General features: G+C 79.4%; 1 protein-coding gene. It reads right to left on the bottom strand.

Features of this window, described 5'->3' with window-relative positions:
- Positions 1-2,201, bottom strand: a 2,201-nt coding sequence (locus tag MNZ39_RS23910) for an exodeoxyribonuclease V subunit beta (protein WP_242341583.1), incomplete at both ends; no start/stop codon positions are given.

Raw genomic sequence — 2,201 nt, 5'->3', positions numbered from 1 at the left:
CGCGCCGCGCGGCTCGGCCAGTCCAAGCACGCGACCGAGGTGGTGGCGGCGCGGGCACCGGGCGTACTCGGCGAGCTCGGTCACGGCGGTCCGCACGGCGGCGACCGCGGGCGGGCCGGCGAGGTGGGGCGGCGCGACGACCGCCGCGGCGGCAGCCGCGGGGGCGGCGGTAGCCTCGGCGAGCGGGGTCCCCGACGCAGCCGTCCCCGCCTCCGCGATCGGGATCCGCCGCAGGAGCTCCGGCCGCGCGTCGGCCGCCGCCTCCACGAGCCCGCGCCAGCTCTCCGCGCCGTTCGAGGCCTCGCCGGAGAGGACGAGGTGATCGCGCGCGCGGGTCATCGCGACGTAGAGGAGCCGGCGCGACTCGGCCGCCGCCGCGCGCCGCTCGTGCTCGCGCGCCTCGCGCACGGAGACCGTCTCGTCGAACCGCTCGGCCGCCGCGTCGTAGCGCATCGCGCAGACGCGCCCCGCCGGGTCGAGGAGCGCGCGGCGGGCGTCGCTCCGCGCGCGCGCGCCGAGGTCCGGTACGAACACCACCGGCCACTCGAGCCCCTTGGCCTGGTGCACGGTGAGGATGGCCACCGCGTCGCCGGCCTCGACCTCCGCCTCGGGCTCGCGCGGCGGCCGCGCCGCCTGCGCCCGCAGGTGGCGCGCGAGCTCCGCCGCCGTCCCGCCGTCCGCGGCGAAGCGCGCGGCGAGGGCCACGGCCTTCGCGACGTTCATCGCCCGCCGCTCGCCGTCGGGCCCGGCGAGCAGCGCTGCGTCGAGATCGAGGCGCTCGACGGCGCGCCCGAGCAGCGCGTCCGGCGCGAGCCTGTCGCGGAGCGCGTGCAGCTCGCGCCAGACCTCGAGCAGGCGCGCGAGCCGCGCCCAGTCCTCCGCCGGCACCCGGCGAACCGCCTGCTCCGCCGTGCCTGGCGCGAGCGCGAAGGCCCCGTCGGCCGAGAGGGCTCGAAGGAGCTCGTCGGGGAGCCCGCCCGCGGGGGCACGCGCCAGCCGTCCGGGGCCGGCCCGCGCGGCGAGGAAGAGCGTCGCGTCCGAGACGCCGCACATGGGCGAGCGGAGCAGCGCGGCCCAGCCGATCGCGTCGGCGGGATCGGCCAGCGTCGCGAGGAGCTCCCCGAGATCGCGCACCTCCGGCGCCTGGTAGAAGCCGCCGCCGCGCGCGAGCCGGTAGGGGATCCCCGCGGCGCGCAGCGCCCGCTCGTACTCGCCGATCTGCGTGAGCCGCCGGAACAGGATCGCCACGTCGCCGAGCCTCGGGCGCCGCACGCGCTCGCCTCCGCCTTCGCCCCGCTCGCGCACCGCGACGCCCGCCGTCCCGGCGACCACCGCCTCGATGCGGCGGGCGATCGCGTCGGCCTCGCGGCGCCGCCGCTCCGCGGCGTTCCCCTCGCCGTCGTCGTCGAGGAGCTCGCACGCGGGGCGCGCGCCCTCCGGCCGGTGCGGCACGAGGCGATCGGCGTCGGAGAAGCGGATCTCGTCGTCGCGCGCCGGCGCGCCGTCGGGCGGGCGCATGCACCGCGCGAACACCTCGTTCACGAGCTCGACCACCGCCGGCGCGGAGCGATGGTTGTCCGAGAGGTGCAGCACACGCCCCCCGCCCGCGTCGAGCCGGCGGACGAGTCGCGCGAACACCGCGACGTCGGCGCCGCGGAAGCGGTAGATGGACTGCTTGAGGTCGCCCACCGCGACGAGGACCGGGCCGGGGGGCGTGCCGGGGCCCGCGAGCAGCTCGAACAGCTCCTGCTGAACCCCGTTCACGTCCTGGTACTCGTCCACGAGGAGCGCGCGGAACCGCCCCCGGAGCTCCGCGCGGAGCGCCGCGTCGCGCCGCAGGAGGTCGCGCGCGACGACGAGGAGGTCGTCGAAGTCCACGGCGCGGGCCGCGCGCTTCGCGGCGGCGTACCGGGCCTCGGCGTCGGCGACGAGCCGGCAGAGCTCCGCCTTCGACTCCGCCGCGAGCGCCTCGGCGGCGAGCGGCGCGAGCGCCTCGGCCGCCGCTGCGAGCGCGTCCTTGAGCTCGCGCAGCGGGCCGTCGCCCTTGCCGAGGCGCTTCCCCTTCGCGGCGGCGCCGAGCGCGAGGAGCCGCCCGAGCGCGGCGTCGTCGATCGCTCCCTGGCGGTCGGACGGCGCGAGCGCGTCGAGCGCGCGCCGGACCCCCTCCACGAGGTCGCGCGCTCCCGCGGTGGTCGCCTGCG

The organism is Anaeromyxobacter sp. SG66 (genome assembly GCF_022690805.1).
In the GTDB taxonomy this organism is placed as follows: domain Bacteria; phylum Myxococcota; class Myxococcia; order Myxococcales; family Anaeromyxobacteraceae; genus Anaeromyxobacter; species Anaeromyxobacter soli.
Note: the sequence above shows the minus strand (reverse complement) of the source record. Positions and strands in the feature narration are given on the sequence as shown.